This window comes from Microbulbifer maximicatervae (SeqCode), from assembly GCF_052467385.1.
On record NZ_CP174311.1, the window covers coordinates 1,742,859 to 1,769,366 of the forward strand.

25 protein-coding genes are annotated in these 26,508 nt (G+C 45.1%); 20 read left to right on the top strand and 5 right to left on the bottom strand.

What is annotated here, in order from left to right; all coding sequences use genetic code 11:
• The first annotated feature begins 197 nt into the window (after positions 1-197).
• From ACJJIR_RS07585 to ACJJIR_RS07665, 17 genes are all read left to right on the top strand, one after another.
• The gene (locus ACJJIR_RS07585) at positions 198-617 is read left to right on the top strand and encodes a hypothetical protein (RefSeq protein WP_444907873.1); all 420 of its coding nucleotides are present in this window, start codon (positions 198-200) and stop codon (positions 615-617) included.
• A gap of 62 nt (positions 618-679) precedes the next feature.
• Entirely contained in the window at positions 680-1,093 is a 414-nt protein-coding gene (locus ACJJIR_RS07590; protein WP_444907874.1) for a hypothetical protein, read from the top strand.
• 137 nt (positions 1,094-1,230) lie between these two features.
• Positions 1,231-1,638 (top strand): phage tail terminator protein, encoded by a 408-nt coding sequence (gene gpU / locus ACJJIR_RS07595; RefSeq protein WP_444907875.1) that lies wholly within the window; start codon positions 1,231-1,233, stop codon positions 1,636-1,638.
• A 26-nt stretch (positions 1,639-1,664) separates the two neighbouring features.
• Positions 1,665-2,078, top strand: a complete 414-nt coding sequence (locus ACJJIR_RS07600) for a phage tail tube protein (RefSeq protein WP_444907876.1) — start codon at positions 1,665-1,667, stop codon at positions 2,076-2,078.
• A 2-nt stretch (positions 2,079-2,080) separates the two neighbouring features.
• The gene (locus ACJJIR_RS07605) at positions 2,081-2,506 is read left to right on the top strand and encodes a phage minor tail protein domain-containing protein (RefSeq protein ID WP_444907877.1); all 426 of its coding nucleotides are present in this window, start codon (positions 2,081-2,083) and stop codon (positions 2,504-2,506) included.
• Entirely contained in the window at positions 2,506-2,772 is a 267-nt protein-coding gene (locus tag ACJJIR_RS07610; protein WP_444907878.1) for a hypothetical protein, read from the top strand. The genes ACJJIR_RS07605 and ACJJIR_RS07610 overlap by 1 nt, the downstream gene beginning before the upstream one ends.
• Positions 2,773-2,775: 3 nt before the next feature.
• Entirely contained in the window at positions 2,776-4,986 is a 2,211-nt protein-coding gene (locus tag ACJJIR_RS07615; protein WP_444907879.1) for a hypothetical protein, read from the top strand.
• Positions 4,987-4,997: 11 nt separating this feature from the next.
• Positions 4,998-5,393, top strand: coding sequence for a hypothetical protein (locus ACJJIR_RS07620; protein WP_444907880.1), 396 nt, complete (start codon positions 4,998-5,000; stop codon positions 5,391-5,393).
• Positions 5,394-5,395: 2 nt separating this feature from the next.
• The gene (locus tag ACJJIR_RS07625) at positions 5,396-10,711 is read left to right on the top strand and encodes a hypothetical protein (protein WP_444907881.1); all 5,316 of its coding nucleotides are present in this window, start codon (positions 5,396-5,398) and stop codon (positions 10,709-10,711) included.
• A gap of 8 nt (positions 10,712-10,719) precedes the next feature.
• Positions 10,720-11,106 carry a hypothetical protein gene (locus ACJJIR_RS07630; protein ID WP_444907882.1) on the top strand — a complete coding sequence of 129 codons (387 nt, stop codon included), beginning with the start codon at positions 10,720-10,722 and terminating at the stop codon, positions 11,104-11,106.
• A 398-nt stretch (positions 11,107-11,504) separates the two neighbouring features.
• On the top strand, positions 11,505-12,371 hold the full coding sequence (locus tag ACJJIR_RS07635; RefSeq protein ID WP_444908409.1) for an RbmA family biofilm matrix protein: 867 nt from the start codon (positions 11,505-11,507) through the stop codon (positions 12,369-12,371).
• Between the two features lie 302 nt (positions 12,372-12,673).
• Positions 12,674-13,201 carry a hypothetical protein gene (locus ACJJIR_RS07640; protein ID WP_444907883.1) on the top strand — a complete coding sequence of 176 codons (528 nt, stop codon included), beginning with the start codon at positions 12,674-12,676 and terminating at the stop codon, positions 13,199-13,201.
• Positions 13,202-13,257: 56 nt separating this feature from the next.
• Entirely contained in the window at positions 13,258-13,521 is a 264-nt protein-coding gene (locus tag ACJJIR_RS07645; RefSeq protein ID WP_444907884.1) for a DUF4288 domain-containing protein, read from the top strand.
• Positions 13,522-13,664: 143 nt separating this feature from the next.
• On the top strand, positions 13,665-14,246 hold the full coding sequence (locus tag ACJJIR_RS07650; RefSeq protein ID WP_444907885.1) for a hypothetical protein: 582 nt from the start codon (positions 13,665-13,667) through the stop codon (positions 14,244-14,246).
• Between the two features lie 68 nt (positions 14,247-14,314).
• A complete protein-coding gene (locus ACJJIR_RS07655; RefSeq protein ID WP_444907886.1) occupies positions 14,315-14,599 on the top strand; it encodes a hypothetical protein in 285 nt (94 codons plus the stop codon).
• 70 nt (positions 14,600-14,669) lie between these two features.
• On the top strand, positions 14,670-15,077 hold the full coding sequence (locus ACJJIR_RS07660; protein WP_444907887.1) for a hypothetical protein: 408 nt from the start codon (positions 14,670-14,672) through the stop codon (positions 15,075-15,077).
• Between the two features lie 79 nt (positions 15,078-15,156).
• A complete protein-coding gene (locus ACJJIR_RS07665; protein ID WP_444907888.1) occupies positions 15,157-15,564 on the top strand; it encodes a hypothetical protein in 408 nt (135 codons plus the stop codon).
• Between the two features lie 2,134 nt (positions 15,565-17,698).
• On the opposite strand, the gene ACJJIR_RS07670 is transcribed toward ACJJIR_RS07665, so the two are convergent.
• A complete protein-coding gene (locus ACJJIR_RS07670) occupies positions 17,699-17,977 on the bottom strand; it encodes a hypothetical protein (RefSeq protein WP_444907889.1) in 279 nt (92 codons plus the stop codon).
• Between the two features lie 810 nt (positions 17,978-18,787).
• On the opposite strand from ACJJIR_RS07670, the gene ACJJIR_RS07675 reads away from it, so the two are divergent.
• Entirely contained in the window at positions 18,788-19,120 is a 333-nt protein-coding gene (locus tag ACJJIR_RS07675) for a glycerophosphodiester phosphodiesterase family protein (RefSeq protein WP_444907890.1), read from the top strand.
• A gap of 45 nt (positions 19,121-19,165) precedes the next feature.
• Here the strand turns inward: ACJJIR_RS07675 and ACJJIR_RS07680 are convergent, their stop codons facing one another.
• Positions 19,166-20,200 (bottom strand): IS481 family transposase, encoded by a 1,035-nt coding sequence (locus tag ACJJIR_RS07680; RefSeq protein WP_444907891.1) that lies wholly within the window; start codon positions 20,198-20,200, stop codon positions 19,166-19,168.
• Between the two features lie 138 nt (positions 20,201-20,338).
• Positions 20,339-21,703, bottom strand: a complete 1,365-nt coding sequence (locus ACJJIR_RS07685) for an IS4 family transposase (protein WP_444907892.1) — start codon at positions 21,701-21,703, stop codon at positions 20,339-20,341.
• A 248-nt stretch (positions 21,704-21,951) separates the two neighbouring features.
• On the opposite strand from ACJJIR_RS07685, the gene ACJJIR_RS07690 reads away from it, so the two are divergent.
• Positions 21,952-22,311, top strand: a complete 360-nt coding sequence (locus tag ACJJIR_RS07690; protein WP_444907893.1) for a glycerophosphodiester phosphodiesterase family protein — start codon at positions 21,952-21,954, stop codon at positions 22,309-22,311.
• A gap of 146 nt (positions 22,312-22,457) precedes the next feature.
• Here the strand turns inward: ACJJIR_RS07690 and ACJJIR_RS07695 are convergent, their stop codons facing one another.
• Positions 22,458-22,646 carry a DNA-processing protein DprA gene (locus ACJJIR_RS07695; RefSeq protein WP_444907894.1) on the bottom strand — a complete coding sequence of 63 codons (189 nt, stop codon included), beginning with the start codon at positions 22,644-22,646 and terminating at the stop codon, positions 22,458-22,460.
• A 1,127-nt stretch (positions 22,647-23,773) separates the two neighbouring features.
• On the opposite strand from ACJJIR_RS07695, the gene ACJJIR_RS07700 reads away from it, so the two are divergent.
• Positions 23,774-24,169, top strand: a complete 396-nt coding sequence (locus tag ACJJIR_RS07700) for a universal stress protein (protein WP_444907895.1) — start codon at positions 23,774-23,776, stop codon at positions 24,167-24,169.
• A 114-nt stretch (positions 24,170-24,283) separates the two neighbouring features.
• On the opposite strand, the gene nhaA is transcribed toward ACJJIR_RS07700, so the two are convergent.
• Complete coding sequence (nhaA, locus tag ACJJIR_RS07705; protein WP_444907896.1) at positions 24,284-25,714, bottom strand: Na+/H+ antiporter NhaA; 1,431 nt, start codon at positions 25,712-25,714, stop codon at positions 24,284-24,286.
• Positions 25,715-26,508: the final 794 nt, after the last annotated feature.

Sequence of the window (26,508 nt, forward strand, 5' to 3'; positions counted from 1 at the left end):
AATGTCTCTTTTCCATGGCTGCAAGTAATATTATTATTCTTGCTTATCTTATGGCCCATTTCTTCAGGTGTTATAGCGCTTATTCAGCTTCGGAGAGCAAAAGCTTAACAAGGCTAGCCAAAATCGCACACTATGTACGCTGGACTCGAAACTAATTGCTCGCTTTTGCCGGCGGCGTTATGAGGTATTAGAAATTCATGGTTAAAAAGCTACTAATTACTTTCGCCTTAATTATAATTTTGTTTTTGATGTCCCCAATGTTTATGTATTGGTGGGGATTGTCACAAATTGATGGACTAGGTAAGCCTGTTGATTTGAATCTGACGCAAGACGAAAAAAATGAAATATGGATTGCGGCAAGGGAAGTGGGGAAACCTAGGCTCAGAAAGCTCAATCCATATAGCTACTTGTTAATGGTAAACTGTGGTGTCAATTGCCGGGATAGGTTTCCAGGAAGTAATATCACAGCACAAGCAATACGTGCTGAAGTTTCTTCACAGCTTAATCATGGTAATAATACTCATTGGCAGTTTACTTGGATGGCTTACACTATTTGGGCCACGAATAATTGGAGTCTAGATGAGGTTGTATCTACTTATAAAAGTACGCGCGCATAACAAAGGGCGCTCGTTACTTTGAGCTTTATGTGTACGGTCTAGATACAAAAGGATAGGGATCTATGAGAATTGATGTTGAATATTTAAAGGAACTACTGGGTATTATACTTGACCATGATAAGCCAGATTTTAATATCGGCCTCGACAAGATAAAGCCCTTGTGGAGCGATGATGACAAGTTGAATAAGCTTGTTTTTCATATGGAGATCCTCAATGATCAGGGGTTAATAAAAAGCTCAAACGGAAGTAGTAGTCTCGGGTTTAGAAGAGACTCTTATGGCGGTTTTATGGTCGGTGTTATTCCTCTCAGATTGACAGCCGATGGACATCAATTTGCTTCTGATTTATCAAAGCCAGGTGTTTTGGAGACGCTTAAGACATCTTTTCAAGACTCAGGGCCGACAGAAACTGTCAAATTGGTTTTTGCCCTCGGAAAAAAAGCCATAGATAGAAAGCTTGCCGAATTGTCAGAGTAGGTAAGGTGGAGCAATGATGTGAGCTGAAGTACCCTAGCAGTTTAAAGTTATCTATTTAATAAGGCTCTACCCACAATATGTTTTCAAACCCGCACCAGCGGGTTTTTTTTTGCCCAAAATTTATAGAACACACCCCAATGACCCAACGCATAACAATCCGCGATGCCGTACTGACCAAGCTGCAAACTCTATCCGGTTATACATTCCCGCCTCCCGGTACCACAGAAGAAATTGATTCCAAAAAACTGCCAGCGATTATGGTGGGCTTTGCAACTGAAAACACCGAACATGAAATGCATGGCGGTACCGAGCGGCAACTGGATCTGACGGTTGCTGCGGTAGTGAAAACTAGCGGTGATGTATATGCAGCGTTAGACCAGGCAGCGGCAGATATTGAAAGCGCCTTGCAGGATGCTTCTCTGGAGGACACTTGTGATTTGTTCCTGCTCAGCCAAACCGAGTTTGCATTGGACCAGGATCACCCATTAGGTGAAGTGCGCTTGACGTATAGCGCCAAGTATTCCACTGAACCCACAGACTTTTAACGAAACAACCCGATGAGGTTATGACTATGGCACAAGGTTATAAAACCAAGTTTTATCGCAGTGATGATGGCAGTTCCTATTCTCAAGTGGCGGGCATGTTGGATATTGAACCCGGTGAAGAGTCTCGCGGTTCTGTTGAGATGACAGCCATTGATGGCACCAGTGGCTATATGGACTATGACCCTTCGGGCTTGCGTGATCCCGGTGAGGCCTCTATTACCTTGATTTGGAAAGAGAGTGATAGCGGTCAACAGGCTCTGCGTTCGGATTACGACTCTGATAGCAACAAGTATTACAAGGTCGAATACCCTGAGGGTACTACCGTCGAGTTTCTTGGTCATATTACCGGTTGGGGTAAGGCAGTACCCAAGGATGACAAGATTACTCGCACGGTTAAATTCAAGATCTCTGGTAAGCCCTCGGTAACTGCAGGTAGCTAACCATGAATTTAGTTCCAGCCCCTATTTTAAAGTCTCAAACAGTGCCTTTCGGTGAGCAAGAAGTAGAGTTGTTTGAGCTGAGTGCTTACCACCGCTGTGAATACCTGCAGAAAACTACTGAGGATATCCCGCTTCCGCAAGGTGAGGATGTTCCAAAAACCGAACTGGAATCCTTTGGCCAGCTCTGGGCTTTTCGTGCCGGGGAAGTGAGCAATAAATTGTTGCTAATTGCCTACTCGATTTGGATGAAGCCAGACTGTCAGGATTCGGTGGAGCAGATTCATCAGGGGCTTATCCGCAGTATCACTCCCGAGTTGATCGATGTGCTCTATGTGCCTGCGGCAAAGCTATCCGGCCTTTTTGTAGAGATACCCGATGAGGGTGAGGGTAGCGATACGGAAGGTGAGGATAAGGAAAAAAAAGGCTAGTGCCGGGTTTCTACTTTGCCCGGCAGCTTGCGCGGGATTTTAATCGTCCCGACTATTTCAATATGTTGCGCTCCATGAGTTCTACCGAGTTTGATCATTGGTATGAATTCCACTCCGAGCGGCCCTTACAGACCGAAGTCCAGCAGTGGCAACTCGCCCATATCGCTGCCGGCACCCTGGGAGGCAAAGTCTCTCAATACCTGCCTCAGACGCACAAACCTAAAACCGTGCAGCAGCAAATCGCAATCTGGAACTCCATGAGTTGAGCAATGGCTAAACAAACATCCATGGCCACGATGGTGGCCAACTTGGAGCTGCGCTCCACTCAATATAAGCGGGAGATGGACCAAGCTACTGCACGCAATAAAAAGCTAACCCGAGAACTGAAGTCCACCAGTGCAGCGGGGGATATGTTCGGCCGCTCCATGCGAGGGGCTGCACAGGGTGTCGCCGCTATCGATGGTCCCTTGGGCGGTGTTTCTGGTCGAGTCGGTGCGCTTAATGGGTTGCTGACTAGTGGGAATTTGGCGTGGGCGTCCTTTGGTGTCGCGATCGCTGGTGCCACTGCTGTGATGTACAAAAGTATCCGTGCTGGTGAAGAAATGGAGCGGGGTCAGCTCAAGATTGAGGCGTTGCTGAAAGCGACCGGTAGTGCCAGTGGTCGAACCGCAGAGCAGCTGGATGAACAAGCGCGCTCAGTGGCCCGCGCAACCCTGGCTAGTGTTACTGGTATCCGTGAAGCTCAGGGCATATTACTCACTTTTAAAGGTGTTCAAGGCCCAGTATTCGATGACGCTATTCGGCTAAGTCAGGATTTGGCAGCGGTGATGGGAGGCGATGGCAAGAATGCAGCGCTGCAGCTGGGTAAGGCATTAGAAGATCCATCGACCGGCTTAACTTCGCTCAAGCGCTCTGGGGTAAGTTTTACTGAGCAAGAAAAAGAACAGATTAAAACTATGCAGGAATCTGGGCGTGTGATGGAAGCCCAGCGCATGATTCTGTTAAAGCTTGAGCAGCAGGTGGGCGGTGCTGGTGCTGCTGAAGCGGGTGGCCTTACCGGTGCTACCGATTCCTTAGCGCAGTCCTGGCAGGAGTTTCTGGAGGGGCTCAGTGAAACTGCGGGTTCCACCAGTATTGCGACATCCGGTATTAATAAGTTAACCGGTGCCGTGGATACCCTGCGACGCGGACTCGCGCCTACCGATGAAGAAAAACAGCGCACACAATTTGCTGAACTGCATAAGCAGTATGTTTGGCATCAGCAGATGCTGGCCAAGGCAGAAGCCGAAGGCATTCAGATTCAGGTCGAAATCCATCGCAACAGATCTGACATGATACGCGGCCAACTTGCTGAGCTACAGAGTGAACAAATAGCCGCGCAAAAAAAGCGGCAGGATGAAGAGAGGAGAGCTGAAGAAGCCGCGGCAGCTGCGAGAGAGCAATCTGAGCGTGATCGTATAGCTCAGCAGCGTGCAATGGCAGAGGAGGCGGGCACTTCTCAGTTAATGCAACTGGATCAGTTCCTGGCCAATCAACAAGGCAAAATAAAGCTGGATCATGAACAGCGACTCCAACAAATCGCTGGGCTGCAAATTGCCGAGGAAGAGCTTACCAGGCGAGGCTTTGAATCCATTGAGGCACTTCGTACTGAATATGCTGATCGTGAGAAAGAGCGCTTCCAAATGGCCCTGGCTGAAGAGCAGGCACGCACAGCCAATGGTGAAGGCGAAGAGGGCCAGGTCGGTGAGGATGGTCTAACGGAAGCAGAACGCCAACGCATGGTGGCCCGCTTGGAGACGTTGCAGCTCTCCTGGCTTACCGAAATGGAGCAGCTACAAGTCCAGCAGGACGAAGAGATGGCCCTGCTGGATCAAGCCTTTGCCAGCAAGTTAATTGCGCACGATACCTATGAGCGCAATCTCACCCTTTTAGAAAACCAACATCGAAAACAGCGCGAGAAGCTTGAGCAGGCCTCCAATAAAAGCAGACTTCAACTGTTTGTTACTGGAGCCAGCCAAGTGCTATCGGCAGCAGCGGCCTATAACCAAAAAGCTGCGAAAGCGGAGATGGCAATGGCTGTTTTTTCTACCGGGGTTTCCCTTGTAAAAAATATCGCAAAAGCCTCTGAAATTGGATACCCACAAAATATTCCCATGATCGCCGGGGCTATTGGTCAGGGCATTCAAATCGCTGGGATGCTGTCTGACTTGCAGGCGCCCAGCGGCGTTTCAGGCGGTGCTGCCGCACCCAGTATTAGCACAACGGGTTCAGCCGTGGAGAGCCCCGGGGTCTCTGGTATTGATGAGGTAGTCGAAGGGGAAGCGCAACAGCCAGCCTCACAAGTGATTTTCCAGTTTATGGGAGATGTTGTTGGCGATAGTGGCGAACGTATTATCGAAGAAATTCAAACCAAGATGAGTGAAGGAGAACTGGTGCTGTTCGATAAGAGCAGCCGCCAAGCTCTTGAACTTAATGGTTAAAGGGGTAACTCATGCTGATTCAGTACACTCCAACTCGCTCACTAGTTGGTGATGGTAGTAACTTCCAGATTGAAGCGAAGTTGAAGCGCTATGACGGCAGTGACCGGCTTGAAGGTAAAGAGCATAAAGCGCTCAGCGGACAAAGCGAGTACACGGTCTATCGCCTCGAAGAGGAATACGTTTGCCAGACAGTGCCGCTCAAGCTTACCAGTACAGAGCTCGCACGCTGGCGTGAATTTAAAAGAAGCTGCGCCTTTGGTGAGTTCTTTACTTTCGATGCCTACGGAACGTCAGCACTTGCTGATGATCCCCAACAAGTGCAGCTCAAATTTAAATCCTTCAAAGAAAAGCGCCAAAAGGATGGTCGCTTTATCTTTTCATTTACCACTGTACAAGTGATTGCTTAATTATGCGCAACAATACTGAAATATTTGATTTGCATAACCAGGCTCCGCAGCGGCAATTGCGATTGGTGATTGAGATTGGCTATGACTTGCCGCTCTATATCAGTAGTCATACGGATATTCCCGGGCTTCCTGCCAATGCGATTCTTGGGACCTTAAAGAAGTGCAGTTCCACCAGCCAAAAAATTATTCCTGAGCAGGGGTTGGCACAGATAGGAGCAATCTCCTTTGAAGTGGTCGATATCGCCGCTCAGTTATCCTATGTACTGCGTGATGAGCTGGAGCAGGGGCGCGGTATTAAGGGAAGTACAGTCCGCTTATATCAAGGTTTTGCTGGCCTTGCTTGGGAGGATTTTAGGCTTGAGCAGACTCAGATTGCTGAGGAGTCTATTTCTTACACGAACGGTATCTACCGTGTGCGTTGCCGGGATATTCAGCGGGAAATGCGCAGTGATATTTTTGTACTTAACAGTACGCGCTTAGCTGCAGACTTCTCTAAATCTGACGTTACCCTACAGGTTTACGATGCAAGCAGCTTCGAACCAAACCCGCACACCTCGGCCTATGGCGATGCTCCGAATCAATCTGTCTATTACCTGAAAATTAAATATCAGGATGGTTTCGAAATTGTTCGGGCTACCGGTAAAACCGATAGTAGTTTTACTGGCTGTAGTCGAGGCCTATTCGGCACCTATGCCCGTGACCATATACTCCCAGAAGACAGCGATGATGAAAGTGGAGTAGAAGTAGAAGAGTTTGTCTACCTGGAAGGTCCAGGCCCTCAGCTGGCGTATGCGCTCCTTACTGGCGCTATCTTAGGTACCGATGATGCACTGCCCAGCAATTGGCATCTAGGGATAGATCCTAGCTATGTGGTCCGCGATCAGTTCGAAAATATAGGTTCAGACTGGTACAAACCCAGTGACCACTCCAAAGGTAAGATTTTAAGATTCGACGGACTCGAAGAAACGGATGGCAAGAAGTTTATCGAGACTGAAATCAATCTGCTGCTCGGTGCATTTATGCCAGTTAATGCTGCCGGCCAGTTGGGGTTTCGTCGTATGGCTGGAGTACTCGCCGACTCTGGAAGTGTAGCGACAATTGGTCCTGATGATGTTACCAGCCTTGGCGAGCTGAAATATAGCTTGGCGGGTGTGCGGAATGTATTTTCTGTTGAATGGAGTTGGTTTGAGCAGCCTGGATTTGATGGCAAGTATCTGCGTACAAACCACGTACTTGATGCTGATTCAATCGCTGTTCATGGTGAAGCAAAACAGCATACTTTGGCATTTAGAGGGCTCCATAATTCACGCCACACCTACACTACGATTAAAAACACTTTTGATGCGCTTAGGGATCGATTTGCAGGTCCGCCGCTGAGCCTGCGCTTGGGCCTACTCCCAAGTAAGAATGACCTGGAAGTAGGGGATATCGTACGGGTGAGCTTACCGCAGCTGCGCGATCACTCGATTCGTGGTGATAGGCCCTACGATTTTAATTTCGCCAGTGATGCTGGAGACTGGATTCCCCGTGATGGCATTACGGTATTCAGCGTTAGTAATGGAGTGCTGTCGGTCAATGTTGTTGGGGTGAATCCCTGGATTAGCCGCAATTTTTCGCCCACTTTTCCAGGGGCTGATCTGCCCTATATTAAATTGCGCATTCGTCGTACCAGTGATGAGCCGATCGCTGCAGGTACCGGCAGTAAACTGTTTTTCAAACACACTGGAAGTAGCAGTTATTTTTCTGCGGGCGCGGATGAGATGCTCGACCTTATCGAGCGGCTCAACAGTGCTAAAGATGAATGGCAAGAGTTTGTATTAGATCTATCCCAAGAGAATGACTGGACCGGCGGTGATATCGAGCTAATCCGTATCGATATAGGGCATGACCACACAGCAGACTATAGCTATGAGCTGGACTATATCCGGCTAGTCCCCACTTTAGGATTAGATGAGTACAGTCTGGACCGGGCTATGGAGGTTCAGAGAGTTAGCATTAATCAGGTGACGGGTGCGGTCAGTGTTGACTTGTTCGGAAGCTACCAACCTGCCGGCATGATTGCCGATCAATCCGAAAGCACCAGCGCTGAATTGCCAGATAATTGGTATGAGAGCGAAGGGACGTCAATGGCGGCCGCAGGTCTCAGCATTGATTCCGATGGTTTCCTTACTGCAGATGGCACGCTTACTGGCAATACTGATAGCCGATCGATTTATTACCACCTGGGCGACCTCACTATACCGGCAGGTCTCACGCTTTCCGTGCTCAACAATGTGGAGCTGCGGGTGCGCGGTGTCTTGCAGATTGAAGGCTCGCTGTCCGGTGTTCCTGGAAATACCGGCGTTGGCTTTTTGGGTTCTTGTCGCGGTGGTGATGGCAGCTTGTCGGGCAGCTTCAATCAGTCCGGATATATTTACCGCTCAAGCCGTGGTGAGGTGGTCACCGGCCGAAATGAAGTCATGCCGCCGCTCAATATCGAAAATTATGCCGGCGACCTTCAAGGGATTCCCGACGATATACGCGGTATCGGCGGTGCTGATGGTGGAGACGGTTATTACTACAACAGAGCGGATATTATCCACGAGCGAGATGGAAGAGGGGGTGACGGCGGCGCAGGTGGCGCGGGGCTTGTTGTAGTAGCGAGGGGAATCGCTTTTGGGGTTTCCGGCAAAATTGATTCCTCCGGTGAGGATGCAAGTGCAGGCTTGGTAGGGATTCGGGGTGTGGCCGGCGGCAGCGGGGGCGGCGGTGCCCCAGGTGGGATTGTTCTTTTGGTGGACGGCACCGACAACCCTATGCCAGTGCTTACTAATAGCAAGATTATCGCCTGCTATGGAGATAGTCCCACCAGTCCCGGTAATGCTGGCCTAGGTAATACTTGTCTGGGAACCAATGCAGTTCGAATTCTATTTGTTCCCCGCTCGCGTCTTCCCTATCTAGATCAGGAAGATCCAGCACTAGACCCCGATCTACAGGCAGCTCTGGATGCAGCAGAGGAGGCCAAGGAAGATGCAGAGGCAGCGCTGGAAGACCTGGGCAATATTTCTGCCGATGGCGTATTGCACAAGAATGAAAAGCTGCAGGTGATTCGCGAATACAATCAGTTAATTAGCGATCAAACGGATCTGGATATCTTGGCCAGTAATGTGGGTACCGTGCTGGATGCTGAGCGAGCTGATTTTACGAATGCACTAACAGCACTCACCAGTTACTTGCAGGGGTTAACACCAGCCTGGGACGACCGCCAAGAAAACACCGCGATTAGCCGCACTATTTTCGACAGCAATTGGGAATACGCCTACGACAAAAAAACCGCATTGCTCAGTGCGACGATAGATGCTACGAGAGAAAAAGCGTTTGACTCCACCCGCAATATTATTGGCTATGACGAAACGACCGGTCAGTTTACTGATGACGGCATCCTCATTGGATCAATGCAGAGTGTGCGCCGGGCCCAGCTGCGCGCACAGCAGGCTTCTGCTTCCGTATTTATTGAAGCATTTGTTGATTCCACGGCAAAGGAAGACTGGCCGATTATTGGGGGCAATACTCAGGACAATATCTACTATGTGAAAACTGAAGATTCTGGGGCCCGCGCTGGTGGTAATGTTTTGCGCATTGGCGGTGATGGTACGGGAACCCTGGCATCCAATGGCGAGGCATTTATTGAGTATATCGAGCGCTTCCCCTTTGATCCGGTTAAGCTCTACCGCCTTCGGGCTCGCGCTACTGTTTTCAATGAAGGCGATACAGATAGAAGCCTATTTATAGGCGTTGCTGGTTTTCGTGCTGATGGCACTCGCTGTAATCGCAATGGGGATGATTCTGTCGGAACGCAGCACTATATCGCCTGCGCAGGCGTCGAGGCAGCAGGTGAGGCGTGGCAAGAGTACACGGGCTACTTTAAAGGAAATGCCAGTGATGCTGCCGAAGTGGAAACTTCTTTGGGCTACAACTCAATTGCCCAGCCCGCTCAACTGCACGCGGACGTGCGCTACTTTTCTCCCACTGCAATTGTCAATTACAACGATAAAATCGGGCGCACTCAGTTTGACTATATCCGCATTGATGAGGTTGAGCCGACCGGCAATGGTCTTTACCTAAAAATTAATAGCGGGACAAACTTGGGGGATAATGAAACCCCTGGTGAAGCCATGCTTTGCGGGTTTGATGCGACTGGAAACCCCAATGCAAACTTGCCCGGCTGGTTTCAGCGGAATGGGCAGATGCTGGTGGTTCCCAGTATTCACCTAAATCCTGGGTATGCTGGGCTGCTTTACATTGTTGTGCGTGCGAGCACTGGCTATTGGGGCAGCAGCTATAGCGCTATGTGTGTCAGCATCGAGCGCGGTGAATTTCGAGCGCATTATTATGATGGCAGTTCCAAGCACGTCAGCTTTAATCCCACTGATGATCATATTGTTATAGGAGAATTACACCTCACTGATTCAGAGAGTGTTGAGAGCGGTGGGATCTATCAGAACCCGCGTCCACTGATTGGGTTTGCCCAATACATGAGTGGACTGAATGAATATGGCCAAATTGCGGACCAGCGCAGCCTTCCACAAAATGTTGGATCGATACCCGCTTTACCAACTAGCAGCAATATCATTTCCGCATCAGATGACGGCTCATCCGCAAAAATCACAATTGCGAGCCATACGGTTCAGTATGGTGGTTATACCGTTACCTACAATAGCGGCTCCATAACCGGTCTGAGTTTTTCTACCAAATATTACATCTATGTTGATGACCCGCACTATACAGGTGGTGGTGTTACCTATTACACAACGACACAGATTTGGAAGCTCTCTGCTGGGATTGGTAGAAGGACTGTAGGTACTATCACAACCCCTTCAGATGGTGGTGGCACTACCACCCCGGTTGATCCCTGGTGCGTTGCAGCCGGTACCTGGTTGCGCGATGGATTGTTAGCAGATAACTGCCACCCTGGAGATTTAATCGAATGCTGGGATGTGGGTGACTCCAATACTCACTTTGCACCGATCCAAGCCGTTAAACCCCAGGACAATGTGCTCTGCGTAGTGTTGACGATGGAGACTGGTGCGCAAGTTATTTGCAGTCGAGAAACCCCAGTTACGGATAGAGAAGGGCGCGTCTACTTGGCTCAGGATTGTGTGGGCGTTGCGCTTGGGACCCTGCATAACTGTGATCCGCTGATCTGGGAAAAAGTCGTTAGCGTCGAGTGCGCAGGCTTGCGCACCGTCTACAAAATCTCTGTTGGTGGAATCTCATTTGCCGCCGGTGTGAACCCCGAGCACCGAGTAATCACTCACAATATCGATATAAAACCTTAGGAGGCGACATGCTCAGTTTTTCCGTTTTAGATGGAGTGCCAGGCCTGGCTGATTGGCAGTTTGCTTACACTATCGATGATGGCCATAGCGCCGGCACCATTGTGCGAGCAACCATCACTCAAAAAACCGAGGCCGCGAATGCTGAAGCCCAGGCGGTGGCCGTGCTCAAATGCGTTATTGCTGTAATTGATAGCCAGAACAATGTGCAGACCGATGCGGCCGGCGACTCTATGGATACGGTGTACGTCACCACTAAGACGTTAACCACGGATGCAGGCCAAACGGTAAATGTTGTTGATGAAGCTGCTGGCTTGGTGTCTGACTGTATTGTTGAAGTGGCCAATCGGCTTGCCGTGCACAGTTCTATTGCGGCTATGGCGATCCCTAACGGGTGACTAAAACAGTTAGGGGCTAATCGACAAGAATTATTACTGATGGTTGTTGGGGATGTAGGCATAAACTTGGCTGAGGTGTTTACGCAATTTTTTTCGCGTAAAGATATTTATTGGGATAACCAGATTAATTAGTAGTGCCGCCTTCAGTTTTTATTGTATCTGGTACGGTTAGGTAGGAAAAAATTTTGTAGGGATGGGAAAGGGTAAAATACAATGCTTCGGGCAGTTTTAGCCTGGCAAACCGGTAAAGTTATTTTCTCGGATTGGAATTGCCAAGACATTCGATAAATACTTGATTGTCAAGGAACTGGTCTTGCTTTATCAGGATTCAACTCTAAAAACTGTCCGAAGTAAGTTGTGTTTCATAATGTATGTAATGGATTTTAATTTTGAAAAAAATGACTACAAATTTGCCTCTGCACAGGGCTGTGTTGAAAAATTCTATCGGTGGTATCGCTTTAATCTGCGCATCGGCATTAGTCCAAGCAGAGACAATAAGCACAAAAATAGACTTAGGTGAACCGTTCCCCTTTAGGATGGAAGATGGAATCAGGCACGCGGTAAATTTAGATGCTGGTTATCAATTCGATACCATTAATGAAGTTTGTATTAGTGGTAAAGTTGATAATGGAACTGCTACATCAGTATCTTATTCAGTGCAAAGTGAACCTGAAGGACCTTTCACTTTGCCTATTTTTGAAGTGTATGTGCAGATGCTTGTTAGGAGTGTAGATTTTCCAACACCGGAAAACCCCAACCCTGTACCACAGCTACAAAAAAACATCAATTTCTGTGGGGATGGAAGTAGTATCTTGGCAAAGAATTTTCTCGATGGAGAAGGTGAGTTTACGTATCATGTATCCGGTGGTTATGTAGATTTCTGGGATTTTGAATTGGTTGTAGAGGGTGATGTCTCTGACATTCAGTTGGCGATTGTACTTGACGAACCTGCTGAATTTTTAGTTCCTTCCTACGGAGGAAGAGTCAATTACGATGCGAATATTCGTAATTTAGATTCTTCGAAATCACTGGTTACATTTGAGCAATGGAGTGTACTCACTCTACCCAACGGCGATAATTATCCCATTCATAAGTCAAGGGATGTGGTGTTAAATTATTCTGAGGCGAAAGATTACACTAGAAATTATCTAAACATACCTTCTTGGTTCGAAGCTGGGGATTACGAACTAACTTGGTATGTAACTGATCCAAGCACCGGTAATCGTGTGAAAGATAGTCTGTATTTTACAAAGAGCGCTGACTAAGTTTTAAGCATACTGGGGCGCTCTTGTGTCCCAGCTGCCCTATTCAGGTTGCATAAATGGCAATATCGAGAGGGTGAGCAAGTCCTGTTGTAGGCGAGATCTGAGAAAGAGTGGATTGGTTGAGGCCTTGGTGCGGGTTTGAGTAGGCTAGTCCAATGGTGACTAAAACGAATATCAGGAAAATAAAGCGTGGCGACAGTAGCGTTAAACAAACAGAAACATAGGCAGCACTGCTTTTCCTGCAGGCTAGGAGCGATAACGTTCACCGTTGCATTGGATGTTAAGCGAAGAAAAGGAATCATATGAAACCTCAAGAATTATTATCAGTTGGTCTTAGAGTTTGCGGCGTGTTGCTGATATTTTTAGGCTTGCGAACAATTTCTAGCCAATATATGTCATTGGGGATGCTTTCATATGAATTGGATGAGCGTATTCAGGTGTACGCAGTGGTGACTGTAATAGAGATCGCTTTGATTTTTTTACTTGCGCTAATATTCCTCAAGTTCCCAAATTCGGTCGCAAAGAAACTATTACCTCACGAGTCTGACAATAATGTTGAGCTCTCAAAGAATGGGAAAGAGTTGCTTTCAATTGCATTCTGTCTTCTGGGGGTATACATCCTTTCATGGGCAATCCCTGACTTAGTTAATAACGGAATGTGGCTCATTCACTTTTCGGAAAGGGCGTACATGAATGATAGTAATTACGCCGAAACAGTTATTGCTCAGATTACCACGGTGGTAGAGGTAGTGATCGGTGCTTTTCTCTGCTTTGGAGCCTCTGGTCTAGGAAGTCTGTTGTGGAAACTGAGGGGAATACAGCGAGCTTAATAAGGCCGGGTGAGAGGCCCCTACCGGCGGCGTTATGCTCTTTGAGGAGAAATTAGTTGAGCTGGTATGGTGTTAGAAGTGTTTACCACTTCGGAATAAGTTCTAAGGGCTTGAATATCTTTGAAGAAAGGGTGGTTTGTATAAGGGCTGAATCGTTCAAAGAAGCCCATAGTAGAGCGAGAAAAGAAGCTGAGGAATACGCTGAAGATAATGGTTTTGATATGCACCCAGAGCAAGTTTGTTACAAGCAGGATGGTGATGAGCTTATTAAAAATTACGAAGTTTTGGTCCGAGTTGTTTCAGTCAAACCTGAACCTTGAGTCTTTTTATAAAGAGCGTTATTTGAAGTATCTATATGTTCCGGAATAAGCATAACCAGGCGTGCGAGGCCGCACAGCCCAGGCTGGGCTGGACAGTTCGGCTGTCAATTCTACCAGCGTTAAGTGGCCATGGAGAGTCATGAGTGAATCTCATTAACAGAAAAAAGTTGTTACTTATTTTTTTGCTGGTATTTCCACTAGCGAGCTATGCCAATGGTGGTGGACCCCTTCTACTCTTTATCAGCGGCAGTGTTTTTCTTTATGGGCAAGTCTGGATATTAGCCTCTGAAACATTCATTTACTGCAAATGTACAGACCTTGATCCAGTAACTGCATTCAAGCAGGTTTTTTTAGTCAATTTAGGCTCAACTATAGTTGTAGGTCTCGGCTTTCCCTTTATATTGGCTATTGTTACTGCATTAGCTATGTCTCTTCCAGAACCATTTAAAGACTACGCATCTCTAATGGGTACTTGGGCATACGAAGGAGCTCCGCATACGGATCTTCTGGGGCCACTATCACTTATATGGTTAACTGTTACTTTTATTTTAACTATTATTTATGAGCGCTGGCACTTATCTAAGCTTTGGCTTAAAGCAAACTATCAGGGGTCAATAACAATATCAGGTTTAATGGTTCGCGCTCATGTAGTAAGTTACACTGGGCTTTTACTAATGAGTATTTACATGTGGGGCGGTATGATTGGCGCACTGCTTGGCATGTAACAAATGCAGGCATTGGGTGTCAACCTTGCGGTTTACCGAGCATGCAATAAGCGCTAAGCATATAAAATATGGCCAGAGAAAAATCAATATCAGAAAAGGCAGCGGGTAAGCTAATTTTGGCAATTCAAAAGGAGTGGGATGAAGAAATTGGCACCATTCAAGCAGATTATAGTGAAGACGTACTTGGGATGGCGCATGAACTCCTGCAGGCTCGCAATGCTAAGGGCATGAAGGAATTACTCAAAAATAGAACGATAGATGAATTTTTAGGTGAATTTTGGGTTCGTAGACATCCAACCATTCGAATAGAAATTCAATGTCTAGAAAGGGCAATAAAGCAAGAATATGCTTAGTGCTCACAAGCAATTTGCTGCTCCTCTTCGGGCCTCTATGGAGCGATCCTACTGTGGGCGTTAATTATTTATGAAGAAATATTTATACATTGCATTATTATTTTGCAGGCCTGTATTTGCTGAAGATGATGTTGATTTATTTAAGCTAGAGATGAATCAAAAAAATTGCGTTGAGTCCACGGTTAATTTTGGTTCTGCATCTACCTCGTATTCAAAAGGCGAGGTAGTGTTTGCGGAGTTATCTACCGTTATAAACTGTGCCGCGAAAGTGGCAAATCCTGAGCTTTACATTGGCAACGATTCTTTAACGCTTGCGGTGGATGAGGTGTTTCCATCTGGGGTAATTGAAATGTGCAAGTGCCGCACAAGAATTGACTTTAAGTTTGTATTTCCTGAGTTTAAGGAGTATAGATTTGAAGAATTATATTTTACGGTAAATGGCGCCGTGCAGTCGAAGACGGCAATACTTAATAAGTAAAGGCGTTCGGAACCAAAGCTGTGGCTCTCTTTTGGTTTTACTGCAAGTGTCTTAGATATAGAGTTTATTTAGGATTTATATGGATATCAGTTGGCAGGGTTTGATTGCGGGTGCGATAGCCTTCTTTGTGGTTTTATACGAAAGAAAAAGGTCTGTTTACGCTGAACAGGAAGGAGTTCTAAAGTCCGGTCTGATCACAAAGGGGTTTGGGTTGGTTACTTTGCTATTTTCGGTAGTTCCTTTCGGAGTATTTTTAACCGGAAATTATCAGGTAGATAAGCCTGGGGAAACAATAGCCCTTATTGGCTTAACCCTTAGTTTTGGCATTGCCGCTATATATTACATAGCTGAAGGTTTCTTTGTGAAAGGGGCTTATAATGACACTTCGATTGTTTTCGTAACTCCTTGGGCGGGTAAGAAAGATGAAAAATGGTGCGATCTCGAATCAGTAGAGTTTAATTGTTGGTGGTCTTGGTATGTGCTCTAATTCAAGAGTGGCAAAATAATTCGGTTATCTTCATTCTTAAGCGGTCATGGCTATTTGTTGAATTTTTTGCGGGAGCGTGGCCATTATTTTTAATAATTAGCTGCGCGATATCCGAAACTGAACGAGACGTGATATAGATTTATAGTTGAGGGCCTTTATGAAGAACAGGGATTGTCCATATTGTCAGGGGAGCACTATATCTCGTAAAAAATTAGCCTTCCAAGCTCTTTGTATACCGGGCATCGTATGTGAGTGTGTAAATTGCAATGCAGTAGTAAGTGTCAAGAGTAGTGATAACCTACTATGGGCAATTACACTTGAGATAGTTGTTTTTATGCTCGCGGTGGCCTCAATCAATTTATTTGGTGGTATATGGTGGGGAGTGTTCATATTTGTTATCTGGCGAATCTCAAAGTTCCTGGCAAGATTAAATGGTCAGCTGGAGTGCATACGTTAATTCATAATAAGTTACTGCATCCTATCGACTATATTCAGGCCGCTTTTCTGTATGCTAGCGTAAAGCGGCTCCATTCCGGAGGTGGTTGCTCGCGGAGGATCGTTGTATATATTTTTGAGAACTCTCATTAATAGTGGCACCAGATTGGAGCGGCGGTTTTCATTTATAAAGTAGACCGTTAGCAAATAAGCCATAGAGTTGGCAGGGTTACCTTGCTAGTAGAGACGGTGATAGGTGCATAATGAGGCAAGAGAATTATTTCTTGCCTCTTCAATTCAGTGGAGTCAGTTATCGGAGGCAGCAGTTTGATTACTGTCCACACATACAGGTTTTGCGTGTGCAAAAAATAAATCGCTGAGTAATCATGGGCTTTAGAGGGCGGTTGAGTCTCCCTATCATTTGCACACAAGCTGCTATAACTGCATGATAATTAATAAGCTTTCTAACTGATTGTGGCTCCTGAGGTCGCGGGTTCGATCCCCGTCGGCCACCCCAGATCCTTCCTTGTTTATTAAGGACTTACAAGCTCGCCTATGCGGATTTTTTCGCTTCTGTTTTGGTGTGGCAATTTGGGCCTTAATCTATATTAAAGCTTTGTTTCTCGGTATCTCGTTAAAAAGATTCAAATATGAGTTAGGTGGGTATACTGTGGCCGATCATAGAGCTTTTGGGTACGGTGGGAGGTAGTGAAGAGTAGTAGATAGAATTTTTTGTCAAGAGAGAGGCTGGGAAGAAGTTTAACTGATCCTACTCCCTTTTGTCATACGACATGAAGGTTTTTTATGAGTAGCTTGGAGGCAAGCTGGTTATCCAACTTCAAATAGAAACTTCTAATCGCTGTTTCTATGCTGCTTTCGCTCCAAAGCCTTCACTTGTGGCTCGTTGAGGGTGAGCCCCTTCTCTACCTTAGCCCCAAGTTCTTTTAATCTAAGTTTAAAATTTTTTTAGTCTGATCTTAGTCAAATGCTTCGAACGCCACGAGGACAGACAAGTGAACTGCGTTTACGCAGTTCACTGAGGACTCGAATCTGTCGGGGGGGCTCCTAGAGGAGGGCATAAGTCAAGGCTGTTTTTTCAATGGCTGTGTCTACGCCGCGAGTTGAAACGGTGTACAAAGAGTCTCTCGATACATCCAGAATCATGTCAGCTTTGGATATATTGCCGAGTTATTTTACTGGATTGAGCTTTGGATTTTGTGTTTGATAATGCGATTATTAGTATGGATCATCGGATTTATCTTTGGTTTTAGGTCTAGGTTTCAGCAGCAAAACCGGTAAACACCTCCTTTTTATAGGGTATTTCAGATTAATATTGAATTAGTCCATGTAAGTGGTTTTTCATGAAATTTCCGTTTCATCGAGATACTCCTATGGTCAGCACAGTTTAACTACTAGTGCTATAAATTTTTATAAGCTTGGATACTCCTGTGTCGAAGTTATCCTTCCGATTCATATGAGTAGCTTTAAGATCGGAGTAATTTCTTCTTTATACTTGCTGCTATTCGTAATTTTGGATAGCGATACCTGCAGAATTGATAGCGCACAAGTATTGTTGGAAAGTAAGAACTTCTTTATTTACTGAATAGCCACATAGGTATCTGCTATTCGATACTGCTAATAAATGTGCGAGGGTTTGCGAGCCTACTTTACGCGGGCTCACAAGCTGGCTGAATACTATTTAACAAAACTCAGTTACAGCCTTCACCATTGATTTGGCAGATTGTTTCGGGTAGTCATTGATTTCACTCTCAATCACATTTCCATCGATAATATTAAAAATTCTCGCCTTATCAGTTCTCTTGTCGAATATCTGTGCCCAGTGAGCAAATTGATCAGTTTTGGCAATCTGTTCTATCTCTTTGTAGGCGTCTTCCTCATTGTGAAATGATCGCTTGAAGTCCTTTATTCCACCCATAAGTAAGTTATAAGTACCTGTAAATAATGCGTATCTTTCCATGGGATTCTCCAAATTTATAAATCTGGGCTCCGAGTCGGTAACCTTAGGTAGTTGCTGTCGGCTAAATACGCCGAAGCGCGGTTAGCTAATTTCCCGGCTAGAAGTATGTTTTATCTTTTATAAAACCTACATGCTAACCATGCGCTCTAATTTAACCCTTTTGTTTATGTATAGAAGCTTAACCAGTACATGCATTTGCATTTTGAGGAGAGTTTTTGTCGTGATCTGCAACATGTTTGCGCAAGAATAATAGGTCTAAATTACTTTAGGCTTTATATTGTTCGATATATTTATATTTTTCCTGCCTGTATAGATGAAGGGGGAGGATTTTCAGGCCCTCTCGACCGCTCTTAACCTTCCTGGCTTAATCTAAATATATTGTTTTAGTTTAAAGGATAAAATTTCCAACCTAGAAGCTTGATCGATATGTCCTTAATTGATAATGGAGGCTTTGTTTAGTTAATGAATTTGGTGGCGATATTTTCTAGATTTGTGCATTGGTACTTAATATTTAAATGTATGATGTTGCTTAAAATAGATGGGTGCATTTAGGGTGGGTTATCAATCAGATTTAAGTGCTTTAATGGTTGATTCTTTGGTTGGGTATACGTGAACAAAAAGAGCCTTGAAGGCTGTAAGAGTTACTTTTGTATCTTTTATATAGTTTAAATAGATTAAATGGGTCAATTCATGCTTTGTATGTGAGAGAAATAGTATACCTAATACTATTTCTCTGTAGTATCTATTTTGGATTGGCTTTTGTTTGTGTCTGAGCAATAGCTCTTCTCTTAAAACATAGGAAACTTCTAAATGAACAACGTGCTCAAGATCGTTACTTGTCTGGTTTTATCTATGATGGCTTACAATAAGGTTTTGGCTATTGATATCCTTGCTCACAGAGGAGCTTCTGGTGAGTACCCTCAAAGTACCACCCTGGCTTTTGATATGGCATTGGAACAGGGGGCAGATATTCTAGAGTTGGATATACATTTGTCAAAAGATCAGTTTATTATTATCAATCACGATGCAGACCTTAAAAAAAATGCAGGTGTCTCGGATAAAATAGAAGATTTGACTTTGGGAGAAATAAAAGCATTGGATGCTGGATATGAGTTTACCCTAGATGTAGTAGTTCAGACTTGATCTGACAGTTACCGGTTTCTCAGGAGATGCTCTGTCAGGTCAAATTCAGTTTACGAGCTTTTCCTTCCAGATGCTTTTTCCATCTTCAAGAGTTGCTAACGGTGTTCGACCGCAACACTTCTTACCCTGATGAGTTCTCTCATTATTGTAATATGTGAGCCACTCGTCCAGATCCGTTTGTAACTCTTCTATTGATCCATAGATCTTGCGGCGTAATGAGGGTTGGTAGAACTCTTGTAAAATGGTCTTATGGAAGCGCTCACAGATTCCATTAGTTTGTGGATGTCTGGCTTTTGTCTTAGTGTGTTCTATTTCGTTCACACTTAGATATAACTGGTAGTCGTGCTGTTCCAATTTGCCACAATACTCCGTACCGCGATCAGTTAGGATACGCAGCACTGGTAGATCATGTAAGGCATAAAACGGTAGTACACGGTCATTCAGGAGGTCCGCCGCAGTGATTGGCGTTTTGGTGGTGTACAGCTTGCAATGAGCCACCTTTGCATAGGTATCGACATAGGTTTGTTGGTAAACACGTCCGACGCCCTTAAAGGTTCCTACATAGAAGGTATCCTGCGAGCCCAGATAACCTGGGTGTTGAGTATCAATTTCACCGCAGGCTTCATCATCATGCCGTTTTCTCTCCAAAGCCTGAACCTGTGACTCTGTGAGGATCAGTCCCTCCTCAGCGACCTTGGCCTCAAGTGCCTTTAATCGCAATTTGAAGTTAGCCAGGTCATGCCGTAACCAGATACTCCGAACGCCACTAGGGGACACAAATACACCGCGTTTACGCAGTTCATTGGAAACTCGAACCTGCCCATGGGCAGGCTCTTGGAGGGCATAAGTTAACACTGCCTCTTCAATGACTGTGTCAACACGGTTCTTGTGGTTGGGCACACGCCGGTTCTTCTCAAGAAGGGCGTCCACATCGCCACTTGAAACGGCTTCCTTATAGCGATAGAAAGTGTCTCTCGACACACCCAGCATCTTGCAAGCTTTGGAGATATTGCCGAGTTCTTCTGCCAGATTTAGCAATCCGGTCTTGTGTTTGATGATGCGATCATTAGTATGGATCATGGGGTTTATCCTTGGTTTTGCTTTTAGGTTTAGGCACCTTCATCAAAACCGGTAAACCCCTCTTTTTCAAGAGGATGTGTCAGATTTGGTCTGAACTAATACACCCTAGATAATGGTGATAGCTGTGTTTTATACACATCATTTAAGTTCATTTAAAGCCTCTGCTGCCTCCATATAATGGAGAAGTTTAGTGTACCCCTGCCAAACGGTTTTAACTCCAGGCTCACCATCGCCGCTCCGCCCCAGAAAGCCTCCAAGTCCTGCCAACATACGAGTTATATCTCTCATACTTGGAGCTTCATTTGGTGGGGAGGTTTTAGCTTGCATTATCCATATCATACGCCACTCTTTTTCAGAGTAGACTTTCGTACACGACGTATCAGGAAGCGTTCGTGCCCGTGTTGTCATGGAGTGTAGACGCCACCCAATAATCATATAGATTGCAATACAGTTCAGCATTCGCTGCTCGGTTCTAAAGCGATTACTTTCTATCTGGCATCCGCCTTTCACCACTCGGAAATAGGTTTCAATTTCCCATCGACTTCGATACCACTCAATAATGATCCTCGCTTGCTTAAAGTCCTCAACTGCAAGATCGGTCAGCAGCATCCATTCAATACCTTTTTCCCCTTCTGGTGGGCTTAATTCCTTAGCAAAGACTGCGTAGAGAGAAAGAGGTCGTTTTGATTTTCCTTTTCCCTGCAATCTTACTTCTGCAATGGATACACTGACCTTAGCTTCCCTTTCTGGCTGTCCATTCCTTTTGGGGATACCTACTGAGTATTTCCCGATGGACTTCTGCTTGGTCATATAGTCCCAAAGTAAAGTCGTATCTTCTCCTTCGATCTCTAAACTACGATTAGCCTTGGCTCGAATAATATAGCTTGCACGCCGCTGTTCATTTTGATCTTCAGCTAATTGAAACCACTCATGAATATCCCCCTCTCTATCCGCGATGCTCACAATCGTGGTTTCAGGGCAGCGCTCTTGTATCTCACAAGCTGATTCATAATGGTCTAGCCAGCGTCGACTCTCTTTATCTTGTATCGACTTGGTATAGCGAGAATTAGCACTAGATTCTTTATCTCGCTGCCACATGCTACCCTCAATAATACCCAGATTATCTCTGGATGGTGTTATAGCGATAGACGTATGTAGGAGCTGCTGATTAGTCTCTTTGCGTCGGAGTGTTCCCATTTCTTTGCTTTCTAAATCGGTAGCAAAATTTAGGAAAGTGGTATCCTGAGGGATAAGAACAACTGGTTGAACCTTGATTCTTTCAAGAGTGGCTGATTTATGGCCACTCATAATGGAGTCAAAGCTGACTTTGTCATTTTCGATAAATCGATAGGCTGCAAAGGTTTCTGCCCAAGACTTGTTTGCACAGGGAATGCTACCCTTTGGGTCGGAACTTAAATTACTGAGAATATTGGACAAGCGCTTATTCAATCGTGTATCACTCATAACCTGATTTTTCACTTCGTCCCTGACCCAGTCCTGCATAATTATCCAGCCAAATTTGTAGCCCCTATAACGTACAAACTGTAACTCATTGATTTTTATAATAAAACTGAAAAAACTTGTGTATAAAACTTAGTGGTGATAGTTACCCATTCCGAAACCAAGGACTCGACCTTTAAACATTAAATGAGCTATTTGAGCGCTACCCCAATGCTATATTTAATATTGAAATTAAACCAAATGACAGAGTCCTCTCAGAAATACTATGGCAAGTAATTGTTGATTATAGAATGGAGCAGCAAGTTACTGTGGCCAGCCAGCACAGTAAAGCCATGGGACACTTTCGTGATATCAGTGAGGGAGAGATTAGAACGAGCGCAACAATCGGTGAACTTATAGAGGCCAGTCTAGCCTGGAGTTCGGGCTTTGGATGGGCTTTCAAGCCGGACTTTGAAGTTGCCCAACTGCCATACAGTATTACCACGAAGCCCTATGTTCGCTTTTTTCAGAGTAAAGGCGTGGCCGTCGATCTCTGGACAGTTAACGATATAGATGACATTGAGCGCAGTATATCCCTTGGTGTAGATGGGATTATTGGTGATTTCCCTGGGCGAGTTTATCAACTACTTGAGAGTGCTGGAGAACGGTAATTTTTCTCGATGCGGGTCAGAATTGTCGAGTACAAAAATTTTCTTGTAAAAGAATAATGAAGTTAGTGTTAACTTGATAATTTCAACCTTAAAAAGTCAGTACTTTATTGACTTTTTAAGGTTCTAGGAGACGATGATATCGATCTTTATGGGCAAAAGTAGTATACAAAGAGTTTGTGTTTAGCCTGGAGGCAAAAATCTACATACTTCATTGAGCCTTCCGAAGCTTCAGATTCAACAATTAGAGAGGGTTGGGAAAGGCCTAGCTGCAATCTATTCTGGCTTACAAAAAAAGTGCTGTTGGGTGGTGTGTTCTGGTACCCACAGGCCCCCACTTTCTGATACTTTCATTGTTAGTCGATAATTCGGCATTGGGTTTGCTATATGTGCAATCCGTAGGTGAGACTGTAATTGTTCCACCTTTAGAAGCTAGCGTTCCGTACAGGCTGCTGTTTCAATTCCTAGAGTTAGCCCACTGACGACAACATTGTTTCTAGTAGTAATATGGTTGGCTATTTTTGGTCTATTTCATTCCATTTTTGTCGTATCTATGGATCCAATTACTGCAATGCCAAGCTACTTAAGTAAGCTAATATTACTGCGCGCATAAACAGTTAAGAGGGGATTGTGAGTGTCTTCTAGTCCATAGGGATATTTGTAATTACCTTGTTGAATTTTTGCTACTTCCATTCTTCAGACTAAAAGAACCCTTTTACTTTCTAGTATGTCTAATTAAGTGAGAGACAGCTTACAAAGAGTTATAGCTGCTACACATGAGGCTTTCATATCAGGTTTCTTTCGGTCTTTGAGTGACACCGCGCATTTGGAATGCAGATCCTGTTGGAGAAACAATTGGCCTCTGAAATGAAGCTTTGTTTGGGTGCAGGGCTGGGAATGTAATGTCATAGTTTTCTTAAGTTATACAATCAGCTCTAGGGGCGAGACTTGTTGAAAGTGATGAGTTGACAGTTTAAAAATAACAGAAAGCCCTGTAATTGATGTCTTCTGGTAATGGATTTTTTGTGAGATAGACTTGTGCCAAAATAGAAGAGAGCTAGGGCTGTAAATGAGATGTTATTAGGTATACATTTTTCTGAAGTTGAAAGTTCTTCTATTGATATCATCTGCGTGGATAAAGATGTCCATCGTATAGTAATAAATTTTTGCTTGCGACGCAGATGTGTCCTATCCGTTTGTTCCTTATATCTTCTCGGCCTTTAGTTTTTTTAGAGCTTGCAGGAGGTTTAGTCAAGAAAATGATAACTTCTGGCCTCCTATGGCTGTTTGAGAGTTGTGCCGTAATCGAGGCTTTAGTCCGTTCGGGTTGAATACATAACAGGTGGTATTAGGTTGATTTTTTAATTTTCCCTCTTTGTGCTTCGAACTCTTTTCATTTAAGCTGTGGTGGAATCGGTGCTCGATAAGTTCAGTTGTTATTAGTCAAATATACTGGAGGGGGAATATGTACAATACTATCCTTTGCGCTATAGAAGCGTCTCAAGAAGGGAGGTATGTGTTGTCTAAAGCGGTAGAATTATCTAAGAAATTTGATAGCAAGCTAGTAGTTTTAAATGTACTGCCTTATAGCTTCCTGCCCAAGGATTATCAAAAAGAGCTGAAAGAGAGTGCAATCCCGAAGTTTGAGGAGATTACGGAAGACTTTGGGGTTAGCAAGAGAAATCGGGCCCTTAAAGTGGGAAAGCCTTATGAGGCTATCTGTAAGGAAGCTGAAAAAAGGAAGGTGGATCTGATAGTTCTGGGAACTCACTCCAAGAAAGGTTTGAGTTCCCTGATTGGTTCTACCGCTAATAGCATAGTGAACTATGCACATTGTGATGTAACTTTGGTTCGAATCTAAGTTATAGGGACATAGTCGACACAAAGTTTGCCTTCTATTCGTTCATTATTCGTAATGACGCTTTTTGTAGGCCGGGCAACCGGAGTTTGCCCGGCCTACTTTGATTGTTGTTGTTTAGTTGGAAGTAGCTTGGGCTGGGTAATCTGGCTCCTCGCCTTTGGCTTCATTGTCTTCTGAGGCAGGAGCGTTACGTAGCACCAAAAAGCCAGCTGTCCCAGCGATAACCGACGCTAATAGAATGCCGGCTTTCGCCTGAATAAGCAGCTCATTTTGTGAGCTAAATGCTAGTTCGGCAATAAAAATGGACATAGTGAACCCAATACCTGCGAGCAATGCTACACCGACAATATGTTGGAAATTCGCCGCTTTGGGTAATTGGCCCCAACCTAGCTTCCAACCTACCCAAGTGGCCCCTACAATCCCAAGCAACTTACCGACCACCAAGCCAAAGATTACACCGAGAGTGACCGGATTGAGTACCGCTTCGGAGCTACTGAAGCTGTCGACCGGAATTCCCGCGTTAGCTAGTGCAAAGATAGGTATCACTACAAACCCGACCGGAATGTGCAGGCGAGTCTCCATGCGTTGTAGCGGAGATTGGGCTAAGTTCACGCCATTACCCAAGCCCATTACGCGAGCTCGTAAATCATCGTTAGCGATAATCTTGTCACCTGGGCGGAAGCAGCGGTCAAAGCTGCGAATGATATCTTTTACGAAGGTGCTAAATGCTACAGGATCGTATTTTGGCTTGGCAGGTAATGCCATAGCGGTAATGACACCAGCGAGAGTAGCGTGGACACCGGCTGAGTGAAGTCCGTACCACAATAGACCTCCAACAAAGACATAGGCTGCGGATCGGCGAATACCTGCAGCATTGAGTAGCCCGAGCACTACAACCAGGCCACCTGATACGATGAGTGCTGTCATGTTTACTTGTTCTGTGTACCAGATGGCAATAACGAGAATTGCCCCTAAGTCATCTACGATCGCCAGTGCGACCAAAAAGGTCACTACTGCTCGTGGTACACGGTTGCCTAGTAGTGCAATACAGCCTACCGCAAAGGCAATGTCTGTTGCCATCGGGATACCCCAGCCTGGGCCGGCTTCGGTACCTAAATTAAGGGAGCTGTATAGTAGGGCGGGCACCACCATGCCGCCGATAGCGGCCATCACAGGTAGTACTGCCTGACGGAGATCTGAGAGTTCTCCCACAAGAAACTCTCGTTTTAATTCCAAGCCTACTAGAAAGAAAAAGATGGCCATTAGGCCGTCATTGATCCAGTGATGTAGGGAAAGGGAAAATATCCAGTCTCCTGCACCTATCGCAATAGGCATATGAAGTAGGTGCTTGTAAGCCTCTTGCAGAGGAGAGTTGGCAATAATCAAAGCGATAAGCGCAGAGAGCATTAGTAATATACCACTGCTGCTTTGGCGATGAATAAATTCCTCAAAAGGAGTAACCAGGCGACCAAATGCCTCTTCTAGCGGGGCTTCAAAAATTTTTCCTTTGCGAATTTTAAATCTATTTAAAACCCCTTTACTCATCGTTGAGCATCCTCCTTTACTGGCTATAGACCCTAAGAAATATAGGGCTGTTTTTTCTCGATTCAGGCCCACAGATTACCATGGAACTTGTATTTTTAACTAGATTAAAGCGCGTCACTCGGTAGCCGGTTGCAAATATGATGAATGAGAAAACCTGCGCAGTTGTCGGGGGTTTAGTCGCGTCGTGTGAAAAATTTGAGGGTGTCGATGACTTGAAATTAAATGATGCTTTTTATCGGCAGGTGACAAGTTTAATCTCATACAATTTTATTTTATTCGGGTTGTAAGGAATAATAGTTTTTTGTGTTAACTGTAATAACCAATTGTCTATGGATTTGAATGGTCTACTTTAGTTTGCCTAGCTAGTCCAAAAGGGTAGTGATGCTCCTAAGTTTCTTTGCTTGAGGTTAAGGAGGGTAGCATTGTAAAGGAGCCTCCTTGCCAAGTTTTCCTACCTGTTTTTGGCTCCTCAACTGATGATGATTCAACGGCATATTGTTCATTGGAGCGAGTAAAAGGAGCTTACATCTCCGGTGAGAATTTATAGGTTTACAAAATATGTAGATGGGTATTGGTTGCGAGCGTTTGTGACTAGTGATACTTCTTACTCCATTCTTTATCTCACTCAATAGCTAATAGAAGTACCTAGTTATAGATGGATTAGTGTAACAATCTGATGTCCCATTCAGCCTTCGCGTAACGAAGGGATGGTAGTGGCAGAATGGTTTAAATGATGCTGCCTGCAGTAGTACCACTGGAGTAGATTCCAAGCAAAAAAGTCCTGTCTATAGGGT

Coding starts and splice junctions, on each gene's coding strand:
- ACJJIR_RS07585 (WP_444907873.1), top strand. CDS start 198: ATGGTTAAAAAGCTACTAATTACTTTCGCCTTAATTATAATTTTGTTT.
- ACJJIR_RS07590 (WP_444907874.1), top strand. CDS start 680: ATGAGAATTGATGTTGAATATTTAAAGGAACTACTGGGTATTATACTT.
- gpU (WP_444907875.1), top strand. CDS start 1,231: ATGACCCAACGCATAACAATCCGCGATGCCGTACTGACCAAGCTGCAA.
- ACJJIR_RS07600 (WP_444907876.1), top strand. CDS start 1,665: ATGGCACAAGGTTATAAAACCAAGTTTTATCGCAGTGATGATGGCAGT.
- ACJJIR_RS07605 (WP_444907877.1), top strand. CDS start 2,081: ATGAATTTAGTTCCAGCCCCTATTTTAAAGTCTCAAACAGTGCCTTTC.
- ACJJIR_RS07615 (WP_444907879.1), top strand. CDS start 2,776: ATGGCTAAACAAACATCCATGGCCACGATGGTGGCCAACTTGGAGCTG.
- ACJJIR_RS07620 (WP_444907880.1), top strand. CDS start 4,998: ATGCTGATTCAGTACACTCCAACTCGCTCACTAGTTGGTGATGGTAGT.
- ACJJIR_RS07625 (WP_444907881.1), top strand. CDS start 5,396: ATGCGCAACAATACTGAAATATTTGATTTGCATAACCAGGCTCCGCAG.
- ACJJIR_RS07630 (WP_444907882.1), top strand. CDS start 10,720: ATGCTCAGTTTTTCCGTTTTAGATGGAGTGCCAGGCCTGGCTGATTGG.
- ACJJIR_RS07635 (WP_444908409.1), top strand. CDS start 11,505: ATGACTACAAATTTGCCTCTGCACAGGGCTGTGTTGAAAAATTCTATC.
- ACJJIR_RS07640 (WP_444907883.1), top strand. CDS start 12,674: ATGAAACCTCAAGAATTATTATCAGTTGGTCTTAGAGTTTGCGGCGTG.
- ACJJIR_RS07655 (WP_444907886.1), top strand. CDS start 14,315: ATGGCCAGAGAAAAATCAATATCAGAAAAGGCAGCGGGTAAGCTAATT.
- ACJJIR_RS07660 (WP_444907887.1), top strand. CDS start 14,670: ATGAAGAAATATTTATACATTGCATTATTATTTTGCAGGCCTGTATTT.
- ACJJIR_RS07665 (WP_444907888.1), top strand. CDS start 15,157: ATGGATATCAGTTGGCAGGGTTTGATTGCGGGTGCGATAGCCTTCTTT.
- ACJJIR_RS07670 (WP_444907889.1), bottom strand. CDS start 17,977: ATGGAAAGATACGCATTATTTACAGGTACTTATAACTTACTTATGGGT.
- ACJJIR_RS07675 (WP_444907890.1), top strand. CDS start 18,788: ATGAACAACGTGCTCAAGATCGTTACTTGTCTGGTTTTATCTATGATG.
- ACJJIR_RS07680 (WP_444907891.1), bottom strand. CDS start 20,200: ATGATCCATACTAATGATCGCATCATCAAACACAAGACCGGATTGCTA.
- ACJJIR_RS07685 (WP_444907892.1), bottom strand. CDS start 21,703: ATGCAGGACTGGGTCAGGGACGAAGTGAAAAATCAGGTTATGAGTGAT.
- ACJJIR_RS07690 (WP_444907893.1), top strand. CDS start 21,952: ATGGAGCAGCAAGTTACTGTGGCCAGCCAGCACAGTAAAGCCATGGGA.
- ACJJIR_RS07700 (WP_444907895.1), top strand. CDS start 23,774: ATGTACAATACTATCCTTTGCGCTATAGAAGCGTCTCAAGAAGGGAGG.
- nhaA (WP_444907896.1), bottom strand. CDS start 25,714: ATGAGTAAAGGGGTTTTAAATAGATTTAAAATTCGCAAAGGAAAAATT.